Raw genomic sequence first — 24,253 nt, forward strand, 5'->3', positions numbered from 1 at the left:
TTTATAAACTTTTAGTTACCAAGTGGATCAGTGAGTATAAATTCTCTACGTACATAAAAAGAACAATATTAATTAATGAAGCCACTGAAGTGACAATAAATAGACTCTTGGAATAAATAACTTTACTGTCACTAGACTTATTGAAATACATAGCTTTCATAATACTTAAATAGTAGTAACATGATATAACACTTGCTACTGTGAGAATCAAAGACATACCAATAAAGCCAGAATGTACCAAGCTTTTGAGTATAAAAAGTTTAGCGAAGAAACCTGCAAGTGGTGGTATTCCTGCCATCGAAAGTAATAGTATAGAAAGATGAAATGCTAAAACCGGGCTTTTTTTTCCTATGCCGGATAAATTTGCAACACCGCAATTGTCATCATCAATTTGTATGAAATATGAGAACAGTCCTATACTTGCAATGATATATATAATCAAGTATATCAAGGAACTATCTGTCCCCATCCGTGTAAAGATAGAAAGTGAAGCAAGTATGAAGCCAATATGACCGATTGAACTGTAAGCTAGAAGCCTTTTTAGATTCCTTTGGCGCAAAGCTCCAAAAGCTGAGATAAGTACAGATAGTGCTGAAACGTATAAAAGAGCAGGTTGAAAATACTTTGCTACGCCTACTAACTCTTCACCCGCAAGAAATCGAACTAAAAACGTCACAAGTGCAGCTTTTGGAACTGTAGAAAAAAATGCAGTTACTATAGTTGGTGCACCTTGATAGACATCTGGAGCCCACATATGAAAAGGAGCAATAGCAAGCTTGAAACACAAACCAATAAGGATAAAGACTAACCCAAAAACTATTCCATAAGTTATCTGATGATTTTCCAAGAATGAACTTAACTCAGAAAAATTGATTAGTCCCGTGTACCCATAAAGTAGCGATACTCCATACAGCATGATGCAAGAAGATAATGCACTAAGTGCAAAATATTTCACTCCTGCTTCACATGAATAAATTGAATCCTTATTAAAGCTCGCGAGAACGTATAGAGGTATACTCATCAACTCAAAAGCTAAATAAAAAGAGATTAAATTATTTGCTGAAACCAAAGTTATCATGCCAAATAGCGCAAAGGGAATAAGTATTGAAAACTCATACTCATAATCATACTTTGATAAATTTAGCAGCAAAAGCACTAAAATTCCCGCTACAAGGATCAATCCCTGGGCTGATCTAATGTATAGATTGAGTTTTAACAATGAATTAAAGGGAAAAACTCCATTATTTTTCGCTGACAGAATTAAAATAATTAGAGTGACTATTGTGCAGCCAAGCGCTAATAAGTTAATAGTGCGACGGTTAAATGCAATTCCAAGCAGTAGCAATACTAACGAAGAAATAATAGAAAAAGTTTCTGGCAATATCTGTATGTAGTTCATAGGGCATTGTACTTGATTAACAGATTTACCATATATGGCTTTAAGTAATTTAGCGCAAGAGTTGGGTAGAATCCAAGCAAAACAACAAGCACTGCAAGCAGAACTAAGATAGAAAATTCTATCTTATCCAAGCGGTTATTTAACAATTTAGAATAGCTAACTCCCCATATTGTTTGCTTACATAAATTCAGCATATAAACTGCACTCAAAATAGCGCCAAGTGCGATGAATCCCGTAAAAAATCCTATGCTCTTAAATACTCCAACCATAGCCAAAAACTCACCTATAAAGCCAGATGTTCCAGGTAGCCCTATCGAAGACATTGAAAATAGAATGAACATAAAGCCAAATTTTGGCATTGTATTTACTATGCCAAAATACTTTGCAATCTCCAAAGTTCCAGTTCGAGCATATAGCATTCCAACACATAAAAATAAAGCAGAAGAAATAAGACCATGACTAACCATTTGAAATATAGCACCAACCACTCCCTCCTCACAAAATGAAAAGAGGCCAGCAGTAACGATCCCCATATGTGCTATTGAAGAATAAGCTATTAACTTCTTTATATCGTCCTGAGCAAATGCAATTAATGAAGCATATATTACTGCAATTGTGCTTAACACAATAACAAAATTTGCAAAGTAGAAACTTGCCTGGGGAAGCATTGGAATTGAGAATCTTAAAAATCCGTATCCCCCCATTTTAATAAGCAAACCAGCTAAAACCACAGATCCAGAAGTTGGAGATTGCACGTGTGCATCAGGAAGCCAAGTGTGAAATGGAACCATTGGTACTTTTATTGCGAAAGAGGCAAAAAATGCAATCCATAGCAATGACTGCACTTCAGGATCAAGACTTGGTACTAGTGTAGCTAATTTCTGTATATCAAACGTTCCAAAGACATTATGAATGTATACTAACCCAAGCAAAAATAACAATGAACCAATTAGTGTATAAAGAAATAACTTAAATGCTGCATATACCCTCTGCTTTCCTCCCCAGACACCAATAATGAAGAACATAGGCACTAAAACAGCTTCAAAAAATATATAAAAGCTTATAGCATTCAGTGAAATAAAGAAACCAACTACAAAACCCTCAAGTAGTAAAAATAATGCCATATACGGCTTGAGGGTCGTATAACTCATTTTGCAATTATAAAGCGTACAAGTAACAAACAGGAAAGTTGTAAGTAGAAGGAAAAGCAACGATATACCATCCACTCCTACTCCAGCATTTTTAATTGGATAGCTGACAAACTGAAAGTCTGTATTGTTATAATCAAACTCTATACAAACTACAACGCTAAGCAAAAATGGAAGTACAGAAAAAAGTAGAGAGATGAACCTTAGATATATTGACTGATGATCAATCTTGATTAAAGTTAAAATTAACGCTCCTATTAGCGGAAGCAAAAATATACTAAGTAACAACACCTTTTATTTAATTCCAATAATATACAAGGCACTGATTACTAAAGTAACAAACATAATAAACGCATAGTCAAATATATAGCCGGTTTGTAACTTTGTAAAACTCTTTGAGCATTCATCAACTAACCTTACGATACCATTTGGTCCAAATGAATCAATAATCTTAACATCAAACTTCCATAGAAGCCTAGATATAAACTTCACAGGTGCAACTATGATAAGTCCATATACTTCGTCAAAATACCATTTATTCTGCAAAAATTTAAGTAAAAATTTACCCTTAATTTGTTTAATTATTTGATAGTGGTAAACCAAGTACGCAAATGCCACTCCACTTAGGCTTGTTAGGGTCGGTAGTAATTTTATAAAAAAACTATGAACTGCATGCTCGTCAACAACTACTAAACTTGACTTCCAGAATGTACTGCTAGTTATGTTCAAAATATTTGTTCCCCACATTCCAGAAAATACGGATCCAAAAGCAAGTATCAGTAGTGGTACAAGCATAATCTTTGGTGCTTCATATATATTGATTTCACCTTGTCTTTGACTATGAAACACAAGAAGTAACAACCTCCAAGAGTAAAATGCCGTAAAGAACGCAACAACTAAGCTTACTACAAAAGCAAAACTATCCGCACTATAAGCATGTTCAATTATTAAATCCTTTGAGTAAAAACCTGCAAATGGAAATATTCCAGAAAGTGCAAGAGATGCAATCCACATAAAAACATAAGTGCAAGGGATTTTCTTCCAGCAATTTCCCATTTGCTGAATATTTTGCTCATGCTGCATTGCGTGAATCACATTGCCTGCACTGAGAAATAATAGAGCCTTAAAAAAGGCGTGCGTTGTTAAATGAAAAATAGCAACATTATAGGCAGAGAGGCCGCACGCCATAAACATATAACCAAGTTGGCTGCAAGTTGAATAAGCAATTATTTTCTTTATATCATTTTGCGTAATTGCAACGGTAGCTGCAAAAAAAGCAGTGAGCGCACCAACAATAATTATCAACTCTTGTGCTACATTTGATAACTCAAACAATGGAGAACATTTTGCTACTAAAAATATACCAGCTGTCACCATCGTTGCTGCATGAATGAGCGCAGATACGGGAGTTGGCCCCTCCATCGCATCTGGCAGCCAAACATGTAAGCCAAGCTGAGCAGATTTACCTATACAGCCAATAAAAAGTAATACACACATTATATGAATTACTTTGAACTCACAGCAGAGTGCCCTGATGCTCTGCGCACCAAAAAGATCAGCTGCATCAAAAACTTCAGTAAAATTCAAAGAATGAAACGTGTAATAAATGAGAAAAATTCCAATTAACAACGCAAAGTCGCCTACCCTGTTTACGACAAATGCTTTGACTGCCGCGTTATTTGCAGAATATTTTTGAAACCAAAACCCTATGAGCAAGTAAGAGCACAAGCCAACTCCCTCCCAGCCAAAGAAAAGTTGCACGAAATTGTCGCTTACAACCAGCACAATCATGCAAAACGTAAATAGTGATAAGTAAGAAAAGAACCTAGACTTTCCTTTATCATGCTTCATATAACCAATAGAATAGAAATGAACTACCAGAGAAACAGTGGTAATTACAATTAGCATCAAAGATGAAAGAGCATCAACACTAATTGTCCAATCTACTTTTAGGGTGCTCAACGAAAGCAGAGGAAATAAAACAATGTGATGATTTTCAGAGAAGTTGAGGAAAATGTACCAAGATAAAGCTGCAGATATTCCAATCCCTGCAATTGTAATTAACTGGCTAAAAATATCCCTTCTAAAGAAGGCTGCAAATAATGAACAGGAGAGCGGCAAAAATACTATCAATTTTAGTATACCTGTCATACCTTTATTCTTTCATTAAACTCGCTTGTTCAACATCTATGTTGCCACAGCTCCTATAATACACAACCAGTATCGCAAGTCCTATACCTGACTCTGCTGCGGCAGCAGTCAACACAAACATGACAAAAATTTGCCCAATTATGTCATGTGTAAAGGAAGAAAAAGCAACTAAGTTGATATTAACTGCCAAAAGTAATATTTCCACTGATAACAGTATATTAATTATGCTCTTACGGTTGATAAAAATACCGCACACTCCAATAGTGAACAAAATAGCAGCAACTACTAAGAAATGATTTAATCCTACTTCCATTCCACTCCTTTTCCAAATTTAGCCTTAACTAACTTTACAGACGAAGACTGTGTCAATTGCTTGAATACATTCTGTCTTTTAATTCCCTTCTTTTTGTCCTGCAAGGTAAGAGCGATTGTACCGACAATTGCAATAAGCAGCAAAATACCAGAAAGATGGAAAGCATACATATAGTCAGTATACAATAAATTACCGATAGCTTTCACATTATTGGCATTATAGTTTATAACATTTCCTATATTCAATGCTGAGCTGCGGATTACAAAGCTAATAATCAGAAAAAATGCAACACATAATATAGCACTAAAAGTGAAATGCTTTGCAAAACCCTGGCGTAGTCTTATGTAGTCAATATCAAGCATCATAACCACAAAGAGGAATAATACTGCAACCGCACCAGTGTACACTATCAGTATCATCATAGCAATAAACTCAGCCCCAAGGAGGATAAAAAGCACTGTAGAGCTAACGAAGGTAAAAATCAAAAATAGCACGGCATGTACAGGATTCCTCACACTAATCACACAAATAGCGGATAAAACACTCAAGACTGAAAAAAAATAAAAGAAAAAGGACATTAATACTTTAACTACAATAACAATTACTAATTTAAAGTAACTATTGTTATGAAGTCAATAAGCTTCTTGCACAGCAGCTTATTGGGCATATAGAAACCATTTGGCAAATTTCATAACATCATTATTATAGCATCAAGGGGCATCAAAGGTATTTTTAAGCCAGCTTGTTTTTGATCTACAGGTTCAATGATAAAATTTAGTAAAGAGCTTTGGGTATTTATTTGGTAAGTTATACCAAACTATTGCGGTGCATGTCTTTCAAATTTTTCTACATTCAGCAAAATCGCGCTTAAACTAAGCGTCAACGCATTATTACAGCGTCAATTTAAATTATTATAGAGTCAAAACTCTCTACCTAGGGTTTTTTGTCCTTTTTTTGATTGCTAAGTTTGTTAGCATTCTCAATTACAATCTAAAAGCAAGAATAAAAAACTCTAATATTTTGAAATAAACACAGCCACCAAGGGGTTTCTTTTGCCTTTTTCTATGCAAAAAAAAATTATAGCAAATTAATAGTCCTCATTGTTAGTGGGTCGAATAAGTTACATTACCAAATTGTTTAATTGCTGAATGAGAAAGAGGGTAACAAACTTGTACAAAACACTTTCAAACAAAGCAATTGTATTGTAGACTTTAATTACGCAAAATGTTCTGTTTTATATACAACCAAAGTCTCTCAATAGGATTGAGCTTAGGTGAGTATGGTAGTAGGTATATAATCTCGATATTTTTAGATGCCTTGAAATTTTTTGACTTATATCAACTAGTATAATCCATGGAAGAAAGGCTTCTCGTATTCTTAAATATTGTGATATTTGTTCGAGAAATATATTCATGCAATCGGTATTGACATTCGGTGCAAATAAGCTAAAACTCTCCCCATTTCTAGGATTAACTGCACTGTAGAGATAAAAATTTTTCTACCTAATTTCACTTTACCTGTGTTCTAATGCCAATTCCCGCTGTACAAGAAACAGATAGACAAAATGAAAAAGGAGCCATACTGAAGTATGGTAAAATAGCGAGGTTTAAATGGCATTAAAATCAGAATTATTGGATGAAGGAATTATAGAATCAGCAAAAGAGACGCTGAAGGAAGTGCGAGGTAACGCATGTATGTAAAAGAACTAAATGCTGTAATTGCGGTAAAACGCAGTGTAACCGCTGTAGTAAAAATATGTTGCATTTCAAGGATATGCACCAACTTCATGGATAAAGCACTTTAAATTTGGAGGAGAAGAGAAATTGTCTACTCCCTTCAACGTTATAGGAAAACTAGATTGAATCAGAGTCAATTTAAACAAGTTGAAGTGTAGATGCAAGAAAACCCCAATATTACTATGATGAGAATAAGACATTCAGGAAAAACTTGGCTTAGATGTAGGAAAGTATACAGTACACTGTGATGTGCAAAAAATGAAGTTTTCGTATATTGCGTCAAGCCAATTCATAGTGAACAAGGCAAAGGTAGATGGAAGAGTTCTAAAAAAAATTAATTAAGACTATTGGTAATTATCCTGAACAAGAGTTGTTCATCTTTGATGAATCGCGGTTTGACACATATCCGGAAGTTAAACGCTGGTGTTTAAAAAAGGCGTAAGAACACGGGTTAGGGTGAAATTGGGCAAATAAAATTTTATCTCTACAGTACAGTTAATCCTAGGAATAGGGAGAGTTCTAGCTTATTTGCACCGAATGTTAACACTGATTGTGTGAATTTTTCTTAAACATAATGTTACAATATCTAAAAACAAGGGAAGCCCTTCTTGTCGTGGATTATGCTAGTCGGCATAAGTCAAAAGATTTAAAAGTACCTAAAAATATCGAGATTATATACCTACCACATACTCACTAAAGCTCAGTCCTATTGAGAGACTTTGGTTGTATATAAAACAAAACACTTTGCATAATAAAGCCGATAATACAATTACTTCGTTCGAAAGCACTTTGTGTAAATTCATACCTTTCTTTTTCACTCCGCAATTAAACAACTCTGCAGTGTCACTTATTTGACCTATTAACAATGAAAATCCGTATAAGTTCCATTATCTAAAAGCCCTTATTTACTCTTTGTGGACTAGTTACATGTATTTTAGTGTTTGGTATTAAACTGATCAATTTCTGTTCTCGTTATTTACTTTACAAACGTTCAAATATTCCACTAGTTCTTTATTCTTTTATGTGATCTGGTTATTTTTGCGTTAGGGTTCTTTTCTAATACATGCTCAATTAAAAGCCTACAGCAATTTTCATATTGGATTGACTTACTTTACATTGCACAAGCGAGCAGCACGGTCTAGAGTAGTTCCTTCATAATAGTCTCCGCTTAGGTTATCACTTGCTTCTGCTTTTAGAAAAATTGCCAATGCGTCTGCGAACCAAACCAAGTGCAGGCATATAGATATTTCTTCCGTTCTGTAGGTTTACTCCTGCTTCTATTAAAGCTCTAGCCACATTTAACACAAAGGAGGACTTAAAGCAGGTGCTAATGTAACCCATAGCTATGTCAAGCAAACTGCTTGATTTATAACCAAGTTCTGTTTCTATATTGAATTTATGATTAACATTAAGATTTCTTTCTAGGTACTATAGAGTTTTTTTTGCTTCTGGTTCAGATTAATTGGTCTCACCTTTTAACTTTGCTCTCATTTTTTCTGTTGTTATTAGTTGCATTTAAATTGCGATTATTATTTGTGCTGCTCAATACTCTACATAAAAGTATAATAAAAAGTTTTATTTGTCATAGCTTGCCTCACTATTAATACATCCTTTATAGGATAGTCTCTAAATAGTTTTGCAAGAGATTAGTTGTTAGATAACATAACTAAAGTTTTTATCTTATATTCATCATGGTTATAGCTATACAAATTAAGAAAACTGGAGGACCAGAGGTATTAGAGTTTATAAACAAGGGTATAGGTGAGCCAAAAGGCGAGGAAGTTTTAATACGTCACACAGCTATAGGTTTAAATCGTTATGACTTGGAGCATAGAAAAGGCATTCGCAAAATTAAAGGTTTGCCATCAGTGCTTGGAGTGGAAGCAGTAGGAGTTATTGAAAAGCTTGGTAAAAAAATAAGTGATGATTTACAGATTGGAGATAGAGTTGGATATTGTACGGCACCACCTGGAGCATATTGTGAAAAACGTGTCATACATCAGAAATACCTGATAAAAATTCCAGATGAGATACCGGATGAAGTTGTAGTTGCAGTGCTGTTTAAAGGCATGGCGGCTCACTATTTGATTAATCAATCTTATAAAATAAAACCTGGCGCTTTCGTGCTAGTTCACGGAGCTAATGGCGGTTTGGGACAGATAATATGCCAATGGGGAAGGGATAAAAAAGGTGTAGTTATAGGCTCTGTAAGTTCTGATGAAAAAATGAAAGTAGCTTTACAGAATGGCTGTACGTACGCAATAAATTATAATGATAAAGACTTTGTTTCTAAAATTATGGCGATTACACAAAACAGAGGAGTAGGTGTAGTGTATGATCCGATAGGCTATGCTACAAGCAAGCTTTCCTTTGAGTCTCTTGGTAAATTTGGTATATATGTTTCCTATGGGCAGATATCAGGTAGCGCTCCGATTAGTTTTTCTTTACTTAGTTCGCGTTCTTTATTTGCCACAGGAACCTCAATATATCATTATAAGCGCAACAGGTTTGTATTAGTGCTCACTGCAATGGAAATCTTTGAGATGGTAAGGAAAAGACTTTTAACTGTAAAGATTAACAAAAAATATAAATTTGATGAAATAATAGAGGCTCATCGCGATATGGAAAATAGGAAAGTAAGTGGGTTAAATATTATAAAAGTTTCCTAAAGTAAATTAAACTTTATAACTAACGTGTGCTGAATTTTCCTGCCATGCTATCTTTAGCTATAAGTATTAAGAAGCTTGATTATTGATAATAATGAGACTAGAAAATGTGTTGAGTAATTTCTTATAGCTTTATTTCTACTATTCTATAACTTGGCTTACAACTGTATAAACATAGTGAAATTGTCTATTTCAATAGTAGGCGATATTACTCTTAATTACCTCAACATTTTCCCTTGGTAGCTCTTTAATAAACCGCGAAACATACATTGGTTGCCACTGGTTATTCATTTCTCTTCTGTTTGCACATGAAATGGTTAACTTTTCCTTTGCTCTAGTTATTCCAACATATGCAAGTCTCCTTTCTTCTTCTAAGGCTTTGCCACTTTTATCCTCAAAAGATCTTTGATGAGGAAATAGCCCTTCTTCCCAACCGGGTAAAAACACACATGGAAATTCAAGCCCTTTAGCTGCATGAAGGGTCATGACGTGTACGGTATCGTCATTATTCATATTATCCACTTCCATAACTAAGCTTACATGCTCCAAGAAAGTTGTAGCATTGTCAAAATTTTTTAAGGATGAAATAAGTTCTTTGACATTTTCTATTCGTGCTGAGCCTGTTACTCCTTCATTTTCAAGCATTTCAATATATCCTGATTGATTTGCTATAGTTTTAACAAATTTGTGTAGTGGTTTTACACTTATCATTTCTTCCCAGGCTTCAATTTTATTTAAAAAATCATTTAGTGAGAGTTTGACTTTCTCAGTCACTTGATTACTATCAACTAATATTTTTGCCGTTTCAAAGAAAGAAGTTTTGTTATCTTGGGCGAACGTGTATATCTTTTTTAAGGTGGTAGGTCCTATGCTTCTTTTTGGCCGATTTACTATTCTTTCAAAAGCTAAGTCATCATTATTATTTGTAACGAGTCTTAAATATGCAATTACATCTCTGACTTCTTGACGTTCATAGAATTTTACGCCACTTATAATCTTGTAAGGGATCAAATACTTTATAAAATACTCTTCCAGAACTCTAGTTTGAAAAGTAGCCCTGACCAGCACTGCCATATCACTGAATCTATATTTATTGAGCTTTAATATCTGTTCGCTTATGAATCTTGCTTCAGCTTTTCCATCCCATAATTTTATTAGATTTACCTTTTCCCCTTTGATGTTTCTTGTCCACAATTTTTTTTCTAAGCGAGTTTTATTGTGATTGATAACGTATGATGCAGTTGCAAGTATATGAGATGTTGATCTGTAATTACACTCTAGTTTGACGGTTTTTGCATTTTTAAAATCGTCAGAAAATTTTAAAATGTTTTCAACCTCTGCACCACGCCAGCTATATATCGATTGATCGTCATCCCCCACACAACAAATATTTGAGTGCTCTTTTGCAAGGTATTTTAGCCAAAGATATTGTATTGCATTTGTATCTTGGTACTCATCTACCATAATATGTTTAAACTTGCCCTGATAATAGGACAGAGTTTCAGTTTTTTGATTGAAGAGCTGTATATTATACAGTAGTAAATCGCCAAAGTCAACGGAGTTAAGGAACCTTAGCCTTTCCTGATATTGATAATAAACTTTTAATGCGGTTACGTATATTGGCCTAAATAGTTGAGTTTCTTCCACTTCAAATGGCAGTAAGCACTTCTCTTTCCATTTTTGAATGATGTTCATAATGGTACTATGTTTTTCTAATAAATTGCCGGGACTTGCTTCATTAACAATATTTTTTATTACCTGTAGTTGGTCGTCTATGCCAATAATTGTAAAACTGGAGTTTAAGCCTACAACGTCGGCGTGACGACGTAAAATTTTTGCTGCAATTGCATGAAAAGTACCAAGCCATGGTATATTTGTACCCGTGAGTTCGAGCACTCTCGACATCATTTCACTTGCTGCTTTATTTGTGAATGTGACTGCCAGTATCTCATCAGAATGAGCATAGCCATTTCGAATTATATGTGCTATCCTTGAGGTAATCGTTCTTGTCTTTCCCGTCCCAGCCCCAGCCAGTATCAAAACTGGCCCATCTACGTTGGTTACAGCTGATTGTTGTTCCGAATTTAGGAGCGAGAGATAATCGTTCATTGCAGCTCTACCAGATATAGTTACATAAGTTAACTCTATTGTTTGCACTCTGTAAAGTTTTTGTTCTCATGTAATGAAAGCTGAGACAAATTCTCAAATAGATTAGGCAAAGTTTCTTGCGGATCATCAGCTACCAAAATGTCATCATTCCCTAAATAATTTGGTTATACTAGGTCCATTGCGATTATTTTCCTTTTAGGGTTGTGCTTTTTATACAAAGCAAAAAACCTAGCTCTGTTACTAGTACCAATTCTCATTGTTAGTGGGTCAAAAAGTGACATTTTGAAGTTGTTTAATTATTGAGTGAGAAAGAGAGGTAATAAATTTGCACAAAGCGCTTTCAAGCAAAGCAATTGTATTACAGACTTTAATTACGCAAAATGTTCTGTTTTATATACAACCAAAGTCTCTCAATGGAGGATTGAGTTCTAGCAAGTACAGTGGTAGGTAATAATCTCGGTATTTTTAAGTGCCTTTAAATTTTTTGACTTATGCTAACTGGTACAATCAATGACAAGAAGGGCTTATTGTGTTCTTAAATATTGTGACATTTGTTCAAGAAATATGTTCATACAATCAGTGTTGACATTCAGTACAAATAAGCTAGAAAACCCTCTCTATTTTTAGGATTAACTGCACTGTAGAGATAAAAATTTTGTTTACCTGATTTTATTTTAACCTGTGTTCTAACGCCTCTTTTAAACATCTTGTCCAACTTTCGGATGTGTGTCAAACTGCGATTCATCAAAGAAAAATAACTCTTGTTCAAGATACTTACCAATAGTCTTATTAAATTTTTTAAAACCTTTCCTATCTATCTTTACCTTACTCATTATGGATTGGTCTTGGCACAATATACGGAAACTTCATTTTTTGCATACCACGGTGTATTGTAGACTTGCTGACATTCAAGCTAAATTTTTCCTAGATTTCTCATTTCTTTAATTAATGGCAATGGGTTTCCTTGTATCTATACTTCAACTTGTTCAAATTGACTCTAATTCAATCTAGTTTTTCCAGACGTTGATGGGAAGTAGACAATTTTTCTTCTCTTCCAAATTTTAGTACTTTATTCATGTGGTCAATGCTGTTCTTGAAATGTAACATTTTTGCTACAGCTGTTATACTGTGTTTTTTTGCTGCAATTACAGCATTTAGTTATTTTACACTTTCTTCAGTGTTTCTTTTGCTGATTCTACGACTTTTTACATCCAATAAGTTTGATTTTAATGCCATTAAACCTCGTTATTTTACCATACAGTGCACTCCTTTTCCATTGTTGTCTGTCCGTTTCTTGTCAGCGGGCATTGATATAAGTTAGGAAACATTAAATAAACTCATTAAGCAGATCAAGCAGGACTAGAATTGCTAAAATATGTGCTGAAGGAAAACTGCATTTTCAATTGAGGTCACACATGCTTATTTTAGGAGTTGCGAGAGCCATTGCAGATCTTGCAAAAAGTAAAGAGGTAAAAAGAGCACATATCGCTGAAGCACTAAATTGTAGAATAAGAGTATGTTAACAAGCTAATATACTTGACAGGAGGTTTTTTCTTATTATATATTAACATTATAAATAAAAATTTACATTCTATTTAAGGAGTAGAATTATGGCAATAAATATCTTGGAAAATGAGTCCTTCGTTAAAGCTAATAAAAAGGGGTATAAAGATTCTGATGAAGGGTTTTGGAGTACGACTAAAGGAATTGCTGACGCGAATTGGCAATATGTATGCCATCATCCATATAAAACAACCGCGGTTATTCTTGGTACACTTTCAGTGGTAGCGCTTACAGCTGCTTGCTTTTTAAGCCCGGCTTATGCGGCTTTTATTGGTACAGCTGGAACGAAAATTGCAACGTTTATTAGCCCTGCTATTGCTGGATTATCTGCGTTTACAGTTACTCATCCACTAGTTGCTAGTCTGATCGTTGCTGCTTCGGTGGTGGCTTTAATAGCTGCGCCTATATGTGCATGGATGAGCAGCAGTAAAGCAAGCCAAATTGAGAAAGCACGTGAGTTGCTTAAAGATGAAAAGCCAGCAAGCAAGGTAGATGAGCTTAAGGAAATATTTAAGATCTCAACAGAGGAAGAAAAAACTCCTGCGTAGGTTAATGGCAACTTTCAGTAAAAAGGGATAGGCCTCTGTCCCTTTTTCTTCTAAACATTTCTAAACATTTTCTGTTTTTTTACATTATTTCGGTAATACAACAGCTGCATGAGCATTGTGATTTCAGAAATTCAGGTAGCTCATAAAAATGCAAAAAACCACTTGACAAACTTTGCTATTTCTCTACCACATGATGGTGGGGCTATTTTATATAACTTCCCAATGTAAACTAAAATGACAAGAAGATCTTGTATTTGGTATACTGTTATTTAATTTTTTGTACTATGTGCACCGTATGTCTTTATAAAATCTAGGTTTTTACCTATATGAGCTAAAACGCACTTGTAAAGCGTTTAAGCTTCACCGGGTATCAAGTTTTTAAAGTAAAGAGTTAGTAGTGCCAATTCTCATTGTTGGTGGGTCAAATAAGTGACATTGCAGAGTTGTTTAATTGTGGAGTGAGAAAGGTATGAATTTACACAAAGTGCTTTCAAACGAAGCAATTCTATCATAGACTTTATTATGCAAAGTGTTCTGTTTTATATACAACCAAAGTCTCTCAATCGGCTTGAGCTTGGGTGAATATGGTGATAGGTATATAATCCGATATTTTTAGGTACCTTTAAATTTTCTGATTTATGCTAATTAGCACAATCCATATAAGATGGGGCTTCTCGTGTTCTTAAATATTGTAACATTCATTCAAGAAATATACATACAATTAGTGCTAACGTTTGGTGCAAATAAGCTAGGATTCTCTCCATTTCTTGGATTAACTGCACTATAGAGACGAAAATTTTGTCTACCTAGTTTTACTTTAATCTGCATTCTGATACTAATTGCCACTGCACAAGGAACGCGGATAGACAATAATGGAAAAGAAGCTATGTTGAAGTAAGTAAAATAGCGAGATTTAAATGGCGTTGAAATCGAAACTATTGGATGAAAAAGCTGTGGAATTAGTAAAGGAAATGCTGAAGAAAGTGCGAAATAACGCATATGTGCAAAAAAACTAAATATTGAATTGCAACAGAAAAGTACAGTATAACGGCCGTAGCAAGAATATGTTTCATTTCAAGAACAGCATTTACTATATGGGTAAAGTACCTAAAATTTGGAAAAGAAGAAAAATTGTCTACTTCCCATCAACGTCTGGAAAAACTAGATTGAATTAGAGTCAATTTGAACAAGTTGAAGTATAGATACAAGGAAACCCATTGCCATTAATTAAAGAAATGAGAAATCTAGGAAAAATTTAGCTTGAATGTCAGCAAGTCTACAATACACCGTGGTATGCAAAAAATGAAGTTTTCGTATATTGTGCCAAGACCAATTCATAACGAATAAGATAAAGATGGACAGGAAGAGTTTTAAAAAAAACTTAATGAGGCTGTTGGTAAGTAGCCTGAACAAGAGTTATTTTTCTTTAATGAATCACGATTTAGCACACATTTGAAAGTTGGATACGAGTGTTTAAAAAAGGTGTTAGAATACAGTTAAAGCAAAATTAGGTAAATAAAATTTTTACCTCTACAGTACAGTTAATCCTAAAAATGGAGAGAGTTCTAGCTTATTTGTACCGAAAGTCAACACTGATCGTATGAGTATATTTCTTGAACAAATGCGCAATATTTAAGGACGCAAGAGGCCTTTCTTATATGGATTATGCTGGTTGGCATAAATCAGAAGGTTTAAAGGTACCTAAGAATATTGAAATTATATACCTATCACCATATTCACCCAAGCTCAAGCCGATTGAGAGACTTTGGTTGTATATAAAACAGAACACTTTGCATAATAAAGTCTATGATAGAATTGCTTCGTTTGAAAGCACTTTGTGTAAATTCATACCTTTCTCACTCCACAATTAAACAACTCTGCAATGTCACTTATTTGACCCACTAACAATGAGAATTAGTATGAATTGCCTGTTTTATTAAATTCCTGATTATTATACCTTTATTATTTAAGGGGGTATTTTTCAAGAATTGAGAAGGTATAAAGTACTTTCCACCCACTTGGATGATACCTTTTCTGAAATGCCCACGACTAAACATCAAAGTTATAAACATTATATTGTGCAGATTAGCTATGTAATAGCATTCTTGTCAAGAAGACTTTTAGTAGCATCAAGCTCTTCCACTTCACTCAATTTACTTGATGCTTTATCGACAACCTAAATCAATGGTGTCGTGATTAGTGCAGCAGCCCAGATAACTGCTGAAACGATGTAAGACAAGAGCAAACTAGGGAAATCAGCGCATTTTCTACCATGTCGTTTCACTGTGTACTGTCAATCATTTGTATGTTCTACAAGAAACTTCTAGCCTTCTGTTCTTTGAAATATAGAAATAATTTTTTCGACAAGTACATGAGATATACAATGCCTGTGTAGGTGCAAGCAATAAGTTTACGAAGCCAGAATAATAATCATTGCATTTTCGTGCCCAAGCTACTTTCTCTCTATCTTTCCATATTTGTTTTTGAGGTGTTAGGATCATGCTTTACTCCTATGAGCATGTCCTTAAATTGGCCCTAACGCTATCAATATAGTAAACGGATTTATAAAAACTATTTTGTGAAACTTTATTGCCATTATTTTGTTCTACAGTAGGGATAGTTCCTTGTTGAGCGTATTGCTTAAAATTTTTACATATTGGCATAATTAACATATTAGCTTCCTAAAAAAACTATATAATAAAGAATGTGACGATTATTTGCATTATTAATTAGCATAACTTTTTTAAAAGTAATTGTAATAGATGTCTCAATATTTTAACTAAATTATATGTTGCACAAGAGCACGTATTATCCTACCATTATAGTAAGTTAAAAATAAAGGAGTTGGCATGAGTTTTACTTTAGCTGAGCTACCATATGATAAAACAGCTTTGGAGCCTTATATATCTGCGAAAACCTTGGATTTTCATTATGATAAGCATCATAAGGGGTATTTAAATAAGCTTAATGAGCTAGTTGAGAATACAGATTATCAAAATATGAAAATTGAAGAATTAATAATGAAAGTTTACGGCAATAGCAATGAAGTTTCTGTTTTCAATAATGCTGCACAAGTTTGGAATCACACTTTTTATTGGAATTCGATAAAGAGAAATGGTGGTGGTAAGCCTAAAGGCGATGGTGTTCTAGTGAAAAAAATTCAAGATGATATAGGTGGCTTTGATAAGTTCCATGAAGAATTTTTTAATCATGGAATAGGTCAGTTTGGTAGTGGATGGGTATGGTTAGTGCTTGAAAAAGGTAAACTCAAAATCACCAAAACTCCAAATGCGAATTTGCCATTAATTTATGATCAAGTACCACTACTCACTATGGATATATGGGAGCATGCCTATTACTTGGATTGTCAAAATCGTAGGATTGACTATATAAAGGTCTTCCTTGACCACTTAATTAATTGGGACTTTGCAGAAGAGAACCTAAAAAAGAATATGTAAGATGAATATGCCCGAGGTAACAAAACTAGATAATGGTCTGCGCATAATAACTGAACAGGTGCGTGATGTTGATTCTGTAGCTTTGAATATACGAGTTGGTGTTGGCAGTAGAGCTGAAAGTGCAAATCAAAATGGAATATCCCATTTTCTAGAACACATGGCTTTCAAGGGAACAAAGACAAGAACTGCATTTGAAATTGCAAAAGCTTTTGACGATACAGGTGGAGTGTTCAATGCCAGTACCGGTAGAGAGAGCACAAATTACTATGCAAAGGTTCTTAAGAAAGACATAAAAATTGGTATCGGTATATTAATAGATATATTGATGAATTCTACATTTCCAGAGGATGAATTGGAACGTGAAAAAAGTGTTGTAATACAAGAGATTTTTCAAACTAATGATTCGCCTAGTGACATCATTTTCGATAAATATTTTGAGGTGGCTTACAAAGATCAGCCGTTTAGTAGGTCGATTTTAGGTACACAAGATACTGTTAAATCGTTTGCTCGAGGGGATTTAAATAACTACATAAACGAACATTACTTTGGCGAGAATATGATATTTGCTGTTGCCGGCAACGTTGAGCACGAGGAAGTTGCTCAGTTAACCAAAGATTTTCTCTCGAAGATTTCTTCTCAAAAACTAAAAGAAAATCAAAATGCAAACTGCACTGGTGGTGAGTATCTGGAGCACCGTAAATTAGATCAGGTGCATTTGCTAATAGGTTTTCCTAGTGTTTCTCGCCATGATGATAGGTATTACACATTTCAAGTGCTTGATTCCATACTAGGAAGCGGAATGTCATCACGTTTATTCCAGGAGATAAGAGAAAAGCAAGGGTTAGCTTATTCTGTCTATTCATTTAATTCCAGTTATACTGATACAGGAATGCTTTCCATTTTTGCTGGCACAGACAGTAATAGCTTAGATAAACTTTTAAAATCCATAACGACGGAATTGAAAAAATTATCTACGGATGATTTGAGGGAAGAAGAAGTAAATAGAGTGAAAGAGCGGGTCAAATCCCAAATTTTAATGTCGCGTGAAAGTATTAGTTCTCGTGCTAAAGCTTTGGGGTATTATTATGGTAACTATAATAGATATATCAGCAAAAATGAACTGATAGAAAAAACCAACGCAGTTACTACTACTGATGTAAAAAAAGCAGCAGAAGAATTACTATCCAAGCATGAAAAAACTACTTTGGCTGCAATTGGAGAAATTAAATCACTGCCGTCCTATGATAGAGTGATTTCTATGCTTAGAGCTTAGTTTGTTCTATATGCCTTTACCAGACCCTTTGTTAAAAATGTTCCAAAATAGTTGGAAAATCCTTCCTATGAGAAGCTTGCTTTTTTCTTTGCTAAAAAAAATATATTTTACTTGAGGTGTTAGCTTTTCGTTATCTTACAAAAGTAAATAGCTTTCTGTTACTTGTACACCAGATAAGACAGTTAAAATTCCTCCTAATAATTGGGCAGGCGGTGATAGTAGGCATTGTGCCTGCTGCAATTGCAATTAACGATAATCCAACTAGAGATGTGATGCTGAAATACAGAACGCTATTTAATATTTTTCCTTGTTACTAGCTATAAATACCTTACAAAACGATACTTTTAATATATTGGTATTGTTGCGTATTATCAAATTTTTAAGGGAGATTAAAAAATATAGCTCATATATGAATATGTTAATTCTTGAGTTCGCCTTGTACTTTATCAAATTTTGTTGTTGTATGTATTATTGTAACAAGTCTAGTTATTTTTCTTTTCTATAAGATTTTCTTCTGTATTTTATCAGAGTAATGGTTGTTTCACACGCTGGAACGTCTACTGTGTAAATAACAAGATAATCGCTAACTTGTGACCTTTTATAGAAAGCATTATTTTTTTTCACCAAACTTGACATGAAATGGTATTGTAATTAATACTTAAGCAATTCGTTTAAGTTTATCATTACCAATTAGGGTTAAATATGTTCATTTATGAAGCTTTTGCAGCAGGTGCAGCTAGTAATATATCAAGCATTGGTGCACCTTTTGCTAATTTTATTCCGTTGATTTTAATATGTATAGTATTTTATTTCTTTATTATTCGCCCAAACCACAAGAAACTAAAAGAACATAGAAAGATGATAAATCAAATAAAGCGTGGTGATATAGTTGTTACCTCTGGTGGAATAATGGGTGAGGTTAACAAAGTTGATGAAGCAAATGCACAACTTATGCTAGAAATAGCCCCAAAAGTTGAGATAAAAGTTTTGAAGTCTGCTGTATCCGAAGTTTTAAGCAAAGAAACTCAAACCAAATCAATTGAAAAAGGTAAAACTGAGAAGGACGATAAAAGGAGCCAAAATCAATTAGAGAAAAGTAAAAGGGGGAAAGATAGTAAAAGCAAGGATGCTTCATAACTCTAAAAAAAGGTTCACTTGATTGTGTGTGGAATATTTGGTGTAGTAAGTGATGGTGATTCAGTAATACCAACTTTGCTGGCTGGGTTGCGAAAATTGGAGTACAGGGGGTATGACTCTTCAGGTATAGCAGTTATAAACAGTGAAGGCAAAATAGAAGTTCAAAAATCAGAAGGCAAAGTCGAAAGGTTATGTGAAGTTGTCGGTAACAGCAGGATGTCTAGCAGCATGGTTGGCATAGCGCATACTCGCTGGGCTACACATGGGATTCCCGACCTTAGAAATGCTCACCCCATTTATACAAATAGCGTTGTTGTTGCTCACAACGGTATAATCGAGAATTACAATCTGCTAAAAAAAGATCTAGAAAAAAGAGGAATGCCGTTTCATACTGATACCGACACAGAAGTCATACCAAATATGCTAACTCTATATCTTAATGAAGGATTGTCACCTGTTGATTCTCTGCTTAAGTGTTTAAGCAACATACACGGCTCATTCGCTTTAGTCATATTATTTGCAGAATATCCGGATGTTCTATTTGTTGCGAAAAGGAATTTACCTTTAGCAATAGGCTATAATTGTAATGCTATATTTGCCGCATCTGATTCTAACACTTTAAATACATTGGTGGAAAGAATATCGTACCTGGAAGATAATGATATTGCAGTGATAAAATCTAGTGGGGTGAGTATATATAATAATGGCGCACAAGTGAAACGCAGCATAGAAAACAATAGTTCAAGTGACTTTCTAATCAGCAAAAACGGTTACTCTAGCTTCATGCTAAAAGAGATTTTTGAGCAGCCCTGTGTATTGAACAAAACAATAAATCAATTTTATAAAAAGTATACAGGGGTAATATCTACCAACAAAAAATTATTTTCCGAACTTAGTTACATTACTATAGTTGGATGTGGGTCATCTTACTTTGTTGGGCTAATAGCAAAATATTGGTTGGAAAGTGTTGCTCAAGTGCGGGTATACCTGGAAATCTCATCAGAATTTAGGTATAGCAATGCAAGATTAGAAGAAGGAAGCATTGGGTTATTTATCTCACAATCCGGTGAAACTGCGGATACCATGGAGGCATTGCGTTATGCGAAATCTCAGAAGCAAACAATCATTAGCATAACTAACACATTTAACAGCAGCATTGAAAAAATCTCAGATATTGTGTTACACACTCTTGCTGGGCCAGAAATTGGTGTTGCTTCAACAAAAACCTTCTCCGCGCAACTTGCTATTTTAGCATGCTTTGCCTTAGAGCTTGCAAAAATAAAAGATACAGTGGGTGCAAAAAGAACAAAACAGCTGAGTGATGCTATCAATTCTATTCCCGAATACGTTGAATACGTTTTAAATGCAATAAAAATACAACACATATCAGATAGTATATTGAAGCACAATAGCATTATTTTAATTGGTAGAGGAAGCTCATATGGAGTTGCAATGGAAGGTGCGTTGAAGATAAAAGAACTTTCATACATTAATACCATTGGTATTGCAGCAGGGGAGATGAAGCATGGTTCAATTGCCTTAATAGATTCATCTGTACTTGTTATAGCAATTATTCCATATGACGATTTATTTTTTAAGACATTGTCCAATATACAAGAAGTCATCGCAAGAAAAGGCAAAGTGATTGCCTTTAGTGACAAGCAAGGGGTGCCCTTCTTAAGGGAGATTTGTAAAGATGTGATTCAACTTCCGGATGTTGATAATTTTATCTCTCCAATAATTTATAGTGTTGCTATGCAATTCCTTGCTTATTCTGTTGCAGTAGAAAAAGGGCTAGATGCTGATTGTCCAAGAAATTTGGCTAAATCTGTTACGGTTGAGTAATCCACTCTTTAATTGTCATACTAGTACTTTAACAAACAGCTGCACGAACATTATGATTTGAAAACAGAGAGCTAGGACTAAAAAAACATTTGACAAACTTTGCCACCCTCTATACCATGGGGTATAGGTAGCAAGCCTAAATTTATCTTTAAATCTTTACTTTAAGTGGCAAAGGCACAATATTAAACTAGGCCTGTTGTGTTTAATTTTTCTTATATAGATATTCCGCTTCTTTATAAATTTTTATCTACATTAGCTAAACCTCGCTTATTAAGCGGTGTAAAAAAACTGGCGTCAGGTTTTTGAGGAAATAGTGAACAACTTACGTTGCAAGGTTCCTTTTACTCTATTTTAAAGTTATTTAAAAATCTAACTAATCTTTTTTTTATAAAAAAGTTACTTGATAAACTTCTTCATTTCCCTTTATTATGGTGTTGTAGGTGTTTCCAATTTCAACTTCAGCTGCTTATCAAGCGTATAGCATATTAATGCCGAGTTTCTAGAAGAAATGTTAACTATGGCTTCTTTTGCCTTTTTTCTATCTAGTAAGTTTCTTAATATTTGCGGCTAAAGCGATTCAAGAAAAAGGTCATCCAAACCTGAGATCAAAAACAAGCAGAGTGTTGTTCCAGTGCATGACGCTGAAATTTGAAAAAAAAGAACCTGAACCCCAGGGTTTTGTGAGTACTGGGGTAACAAGGAAAGGTGTTGGAATAATATAAGAGGAGAGCTATTTAGATGATACCTGCCCGGCAACACAATGTTTGTACGGCTATGTGTCAGGGTATTGAGATAATAGAAAAGGAATGCTGAGATGATAAGAAAAGGAGTGACTAACATAATGCCACCTGGTAGACTTAAATTACAACATTTGTATAGCCGTATTAGTAAATCTAAAATTTTGTTATATCCTTAACTACTCTTCAACAGTAGAATGATATACTGCTATTTCTTGTTTGCCATTTAAGCTTAAGCTAATTATTGAAACACTCTCTTTGTCAAAATCTATATCTTCGATTAACATATCATCAGTAACGTTCAAAAGTTCTGGCGGAGAAATAATAGTTCTATTATTACCCTCTTTCATTCCTATAACCCCAAGATCCATAGCAAGTGGTACTTTTTTATCGCCAACCTTAAATTGTACTGTTTGATCTTTGATCATATATTCACCATCATATCTCATTAAGCTATATTTAACTGATATCCTGTCACCACACTTTGCCTGCTTTCCAGTCTTGTTAATTAATTCGTTAAAAATCATCATACTATTTGCTGAGTCAGGATATTTATCTTTTACTTCGATTAGTTTAACATAATAAGAGTTAAAATTCATTTTATTCTTATTGGCAATATTGTTTACCGTAATCACACGCTCTCCACCTTCCTTCATACCTATTACTCCTGAACTCACCTCTCTTTGGTTGTTATCTTGACCTATTGTCAAAGTAACGTCATAAACCTGTTTTGAAAGTGGCAGCGGTGTTGCTAAATTATTAGATATTTTATACATTTGTAATACAACTTCCTGACCGCAAAAAGCTTTACTGCCACTGCCTTCTGTGATTTCATAAAAATTTATTGAATTTTCTTCTATTTTTTGTTGTATTGTTTCTTTCAAATATTCTGTCAGCCCATGCTTTTTAATATAGCGATCAAGTGCTGATTCAAGTATTGGCTTCACTAGATAATATGCTACCGTCTGTACCCAACCACTATGCGCAGCGTTTATCTCATAAAGCTTGTCCTTTTTTTCTTGGTTACCTTTGTTTATACAAACGACAACAAGCACAAAGGCAGAAGTTAAAGTGGCAATTATCACTATAGAAATAATCAATTGTAGTATAATCTTTCTAGCCATCTTTTTTTACTTGATTCAATAAATTATGTAAATAATTAGTATCTCCTGAAAGCCTACTAAGATTACCCAAAGCTTGTTTAAAGAGATTGTCTATATAGTTTTCTATTTCACCTTTACTAAGCACGGACATCAAATTATTCGCTTTATCTTGTTTGTAATCTTTAATATCATCCTTAGCTTGAAAGATAAGCCCTAGATTCACTCCGTAGTTACATAACGCTCTACGTTGCTTGTCTGTAGCACTTCCTATTATAGCGCCTATTTCACATGAAGCCGCAAATAGTTTCGCAGTTTTCATTAAATGAATTCCTTTTATTTTACTATCTGGAGTCACTCCAGTGTATAACTCTGGAATCACGTTCTTATTGTATAGCTGTCTGGTGTGTTCATTTATAATTAAGTTTTCTGGATTTAAGTAGTCAGAGTGCTGGATGACATGAAGCGCTGTCTTAATATCTAAAACCTGTCCCCCTGCCATTCCCTTGGCTCCTATTGCCTGAGAAAGCGCTTTTATAATTTTACAGCGCTTGTTGCTATTCTCATTTAACGAAGATAGTATTTCAAAAGCTAAAGTAAGAAGTGCATCTCCTGCAAGCACTGCTGTTGCTTCATCAAATCTTTTATGGCAGCTTAACTGGCCTCTGCGAGTATCGTTATTATCCATACATGGCAAATCATCATGAATCAGAGAGTAGGTATGAACACATTCAATTGCCACAGCAATCGATATTACCCTCTCAGCCTTGACATTAAATACTCGTGACGAAGCTACGACTAAAAATGGACGTATGTGCTTTGCAGGAGCAAGAAGCGCATAACGTATAGCTGATATAAGCTTATTTTGACTATCTTCAGGTAAAAGCTTATTTATTTCTGTGATAAGTAAATTTTCTGTTGTTTTGTCTAGCATCTTTGAGTTTGTTAATTGCTCAGCGTACTACGCTAAAGCATACTTCAGCTGAAGTGGTAGGAAATTTTTCATAGCTTATCAGTCATATAAAGATATTGCAAACATAAAAATTTTCTATAACATCAAAGGATAGGTT

Annotated in this window: 17 protein-coding genes and 4 pseudogenes; 10 read left to right on the forward strand and 11 right to left on the reverse strand. The window is 34.3% G+C overall.

Features of this window, described 5'->3' with window-relative positions; all coding sequences use genetic code 11:
* Window position 1: 1 nt before the first annotated feature.
* The 6 genes from GO684_RS00375 to GO684_RS05680 all read right to left on the reverse strand — a co-directional run bounded on the left by GO684_RS00375 (window position 2) and on the right by GO684_RS05680 (window position 6,315).
* Window positions 2-1,399, reverse strand: coding sequence for an NADH-quinone oxidoreductase subunit N (locus tag GO684_RS00375; protein WP_175938099.1), 1,398 nt, complete (start codon window positions 1,397-1,399; stop codon window positions 2-4).
* Window positions 1,396-2,838, reverse strand: a complete 1,443-nt coding sequence (locus GO684_RS00380; RefSeq protein WP_175938100.1) for a complex I subunit 4 family protein — start codon at window positions 2,836-2,838, stop codon at window positions 1,396-1,398. The genes GO684_RS00375 and GO684_RS00380 overlap by 4 nt, the downstream gene beginning before the upstream one ends.
* Window positions 2,839-2,841: 3 nt before the next feature.
* Window positions 2,842-4,698, reverse strand: coding sequence for an NADH-quinone oxidoreductase subunit L (nuoL, locus tag GO684_RS00385; RefSeq protein WP_175938101.1), 1,857 nt, complete (start codon window positions 4,696-4,698; stop codon window positions 2,842-2,844).
* 4 nt (window positions 4,699-4,702) lie between these two features.
* Complete coding sequence (gene nuoK / locus GO684_RS00390; RefSeq protein ID WP_175938102.1) at window positions 4,703-5,011, reverse strand: NADH-quinone oxidoreductase subunit NuoK; 309 nt, start codon at window positions 5,009-5,011, stop codon at window positions 4,703-4,705.
* Entirely contained in the window at window positions 5,002-5,589 is a 588-nt protein-coding gene (locus tag GO684_RS00395) for an NADH-quinone oxidoreductase subunit J (protein ID WP_175938103.1), read from the reverse strand. Before GO684_RS00395 ends, nuoK begins: the two co-directional genes overlap by 10 nt.
* Before the next feature lie 633 nt (window positions 5,590-6,222).
* Window positions 6,223-6,315: a transposase gene (locus GO684_RS05680; RefSeq protein ID WP_175938136.1), complete on the reverse strand. Its 93-nt coding sequence runs from the start codon at window positions 6,313-6,315 to the stop codon at window positions 6,223-6,225.
* A gap of 306 nt (window positions 6,316-6,621) precedes the next feature.
* On the opposite strand from GO684_RS05680, the pseudogene GO684_RS00405 reads away from it, so the two are divergent.
* A pseudogene (locus GO684_RS00405) lies at window positions 6,622-7,610 on the forward strand (IS630 family transposase).
* Between the two features lie 828 nt (window positions 7,611-8,438).
* The gene (locus GO684_RS00410; RefSeq protein WP_175938104.1) at window positions 8,439-9,416 is read left to right on the forward strand and encodes a quinone oxidoreductase family protein; all 978 of its coding nucleotides are present in this window, start codon (window positions 8,439-8,441) and stop codon (window positions 9,414-9,416) included.
* Between the two features lie 189 nt (window positions 9,417-9,605).
* Here the strand turns inward: GO684_RS00410 and GO684_RS00415 are convergent, their stop codons facing one another.
* Together GO684_RS00415 and GO684_RS00420 are read right to left on the reverse strand one after the other, a co-directional pair.
* Window positions 9,606-11,522 carry an ATP-dependent helicase gene (locus GO684_RS00415; RefSeq protein WP_175938105.1) on the reverse strand — a complete coding sequence of 639 codons (1,917 nt, stop codon included), beginning with the start codon at window positions 11,520-11,522 and terminating at the stop codon, window positions 9,606-9,608.
* Between the two features lie 267 nt (window positions 11,523-11,789).
* Window positions 11,790-12,758, reverse strand: a pseudogene (locus GO684_RS00420) (IS630 family transposase).
* A gap of 179 nt (window positions 12,759-12,937) precedes the next feature.
* Here GO684_RS00420 and GO684_RS00425 point away from each other — a divergent pair.
* Both GO684_RS00425 and GO684_RS00430 read left to right on the forward strand, forming a co-directional pair.
* A complete protein-coding gene (locus tag GO684_RS00425; protein ID WP_246228159.1) occupies window positions 12,938-13,045 on the forward strand; it encodes a magnesium chelatase subunit ChlI family protein in 108 nt (35 codons plus the stop codon).
* Window positions 13,046-13,132: 87 nt separating this feature from the next.
* Window positions 13,133-13,633: a hypothetical protein gene (locus GO684_RS00430; protein ID WP_175938106.1), complete on the forward strand. Its 501-nt coding sequence runs from the start codon at window positions 13,133-13,135 to the stop codon at window positions 13,631-13,633.
* 447 nt (window positions 13,634-14,080) lie between these two features.
* On the opposite strand, the pseudogene GO684_RS06115 reads toward GO684_RS00430, so the two are convergent.
* Window positions 14,081-14,467: pseudogene (locus tag GO684_RS06115) on the reverse strand (transposase); the annotation flags it as partial.
* Window positions 14,468-14,550: 83 nt separating this feature from the next.
* On the opposite strand from GO684_RS06115, the pseudogene GO684_RS00440 reads away from it, so the two are divergent.
* The 6 genes and pseudogenes from GO684_RS00440 (at window position 14,551) to glmS (ending at window position 21,346) form a co-directional block, all read left to right on the forward strand.
* Window positions 14,551-15,538, forward strand: a pseudogene (locus GO684_RS00440) (IS630 family transposase).
* A 944-nt stretch (window positions 15,539-16,482) separates the two neighbouring features.
* Window positions 16,483-17,091: a superoxide dismutase gene (locus GO684_RS00445; RefSeq protein ID WP_175938108.1), complete on the forward strand. Its 609-nt coding sequence runs from the start codon at window positions 16,483-16,485 to the stop codon at window positions 17,089-17,091.
* 1 nt (window position 17,092) lies between these two features.
* Entirely contained in the window at window positions 17,093-18,364 is a 1,272-nt protein-coding gene (locus GO684_RS00450; protein ID WP_175938109.1) for a M16 family metallopeptidase, read from the forward strand.
* 116 nt (window positions 18,365-18,480) lie between these two features.
* The gene (locus GO684_RS00455) at window positions 18,481-18,681 is read left to right on the forward strand and encodes a hypothetical protein (RefSeq protein WP_175938110.1); all 201 of its coding nucleotides are present in this window, start codon (window positions 18,481-18,483) and stop codon (window positions 18,679-18,681) included.
* Between the two features lie 385 nt (window positions 18,682-19,066).
* Window positions 19,067-19,501: a preprotein translocase subunit YajC gene (gene yajC / locus GO684_RS00460; RefSeq protein WP_175938111.1), complete on the forward strand. Its 435-nt coding sequence runs from the start codon at window positions 19,067-19,069 to the stop codon at window positions 19,499-19,501.
* A 24-nt stretch (window positions 19,502-19,525) separates the two neighbouring features.
* Window positions 19,526-21,346: a glutamine--fructose-6-phosphate transaminase (isomerizing) gene (gene glmS / locus GO684_RS00465; RefSeq protein ID WP_175938112.1), complete on the forward strand. Its 1,821-nt coding sequence runs from the start codon at window positions 19,526-19,528 to the stop codon at window positions 21,344-21,346.
* Window positions 21,347-22,262: 916 nt separating this feature from the next.
* On the opposite strand, the gene GO684_RS00470 is transcribed toward glmS, so the two are convergent.
* Both GO684_RS00470 and GO684_RS00475 read right to left on the reverse strand, forming a co-directional pair.
* Complete coding sequence (locus GO684_RS00470; RefSeq protein WP_175938113.1) at window positions 22,263-23,207, reverse strand: FKBP-type peptidyl-prolyl cis-trans isomerase; 945 nt, start codon at window positions 23,205-23,207, stop codon at window positions 22,263-22,265.
* Window positions 23,200-24,117: a polyprenyl synthetase family protein gene (locus GO684_RS00475; RefSeq protein WP_175938114.1), complete on the reverse strand. Its 918-nt coding sequence runs from the start codon at window positions 24,115-24,117 to the stop codon at window positions 23,200-23,202. The genes GO684_RS00470 and GO684_RS00475 overlap by 8 nt, the downstream gene beginning before the upstream one ends.
* Window positions 24,118-24,253: the final 136 nt, after the last annotated feature.

It is taken from the genome of Wolbachia endosymbiont of Litomosoides brasiliensis, from assembly GCF_013366805.1.
Classification (GTDB): domain Bacteria; phylum Pseudomonadota; class Alphaproteobacteria; order Rickettsiales; family Anaplasmataceae; genus Wolbachia.

What these genes read in the sequence shown, in the direction of transcription:
- GO684_RS00375 (WP_175938099.1), bottom strand. Translation starts at nt 1,399, where the DNA reads ATGAACTACATACAGATATTGCCAGAAACTTTTTCTATTATTTCTTCG.
- nuoL (WP_175938101.1), bottom strand. Translation starts at nt 4,698, where the DNA reads ATGACAGGTATACTAAAATTGATAGTATTTTTGCCGCTCTCCTGTTCA.
- nuoK (WP_175938102.1), bottom strand. Translation starts at nt 5,011, where the DNA reads ATGGAAGTAGGATTAAATCATTTCTTAGTAGTTGCTGCTATTTTGTTC.
- GO684_RS00395 (WP_175938103.1), bottom strand. Translation starts at nt 5,589, where the DNA reads ATGTCCTTTTTCTTTTATTTTTTTTCAGTCTTGAGTGTTTTATCCGCT.
- GO684_RS00410 (WP_175938104.1), top strand. Translation starts at nt 8,439, where the DNA reads ATGGTTATAGCTATACAAATTAAGAAAACTGGAGGACCAGAGGTATTA.
- GO684_RS00415 (WP_175938105.1), bottom strand. Translation starts at nt 11,522, where the DNA reads ATGAACGATTATCTCTCGCTCCTAAATTCGGAACAACAATCAGCTGTA.
- GO684_RS00425 (WP_246228159.1), top strand. Translation starts at nt 12,938, where the DNA reads ATGCTTATTTTAGGAGTTGCGAGAGCCATTGCAGATCTTGCAAAAAGT.
- GO684_RS00430 (WP_175938106.1), top strand. Translation starts at nt 13,133, where the DNA reads ATGGCAATAAATATCTTGGAAAATGAGTCCTTCGTTAAAGCTAATAAA.
- GO684_RS00445 (WP_175938108.1), top strand. Translation starts at nt 16,483, where the DNA reads ATGAGTTTTACTTTAGCTGAGCTACCATATGATAAAACAGCTTTGGAG.
- GO684_RS00450 (WP_175938109.1), top strand. Translation starts at nt 17,093, where the DNA reads ATGAATATGCCCGAGGTAACAAAACTAGATAATGGTCTGCGCATAATA.
- yajC (WP_175938111.1), top strand. Translation starts at nt 19,067, where the DNA reads ATGTTCATTTATGAAGCTTTTGCAGCAGGTGCAGCTAGTAATATATCA.
- GO684_RS00470 (WP_175938113.1), bottom strand. Translation starts at nt 23,207, where the DNA reads ATGGCTAGAAAGATTATACTACAATTGATTATTTCTATAGTGATAATT.
- GO684_RS00475 (WP_175938114.1), bottom strand. Translation starts at nt 24,117, where the DNA reads ATGCTAGACAAAACAACAGAAAATTTACTTATCACAGAAATAAATAAG.